Source organism: Paenibacillus sp. 2RAB27, assembly GCF_052115445.1.
Lineage (GTDB): Bacteria > Bacillota > Bacilli > Paenibacillales > NBRC-103111 > Paenibacillus_E.
Genome location: NZ_JBFRGR010000128.1, coordinates 1 through 355, shown reverse-complemented (window position 1 = coordinate 355; position 355 = coordinate 1). Strand labels below are relative to the sequence as shown.

Here is a 355-nt window from a genome sequence, read left to right as displayed (position 1 = left end):
AGAGGCAGACCCAGGGAACTGAAACATCTAAGTACCTGGAGGAAAAGAAAACAAAAGTGATTCCGTCAGTAGCGGCGAGCGAAAGCGGAATAGCCCAAACCAAGGAGCTTGCTCCTTGGGGTTGTAGGACCTCGWTATGGGGTTAGTTTGGTAGGCGAAGTGATCTGGAAAGGTCCGGCATAGAAGGTAAAAGCCCTGTAGCCCAAACYGAACGAAAYYCCTAGAGGTATCCTGAGTACGGCGGGTCACGTGAAACCCCGTCGGAATCCGGCAGGACCATCTGCCAAGGCTAAATACTCCCTAGTGACCGATAGTGAAGCAGTACCGTGAGGGAAAGGTGAAAAGCACCGCGGAA

The 355-nt window shown here is 52.4% G+C and carries 1 rRNA gene; it reads left to right on the top strand.

Annotated features, from left to right (window positions below):
- A 23S ribosomal RNA gene (locus AB4114_RS35970) occupies window positions 1–355 on the top strand; the annotation flags it as partial.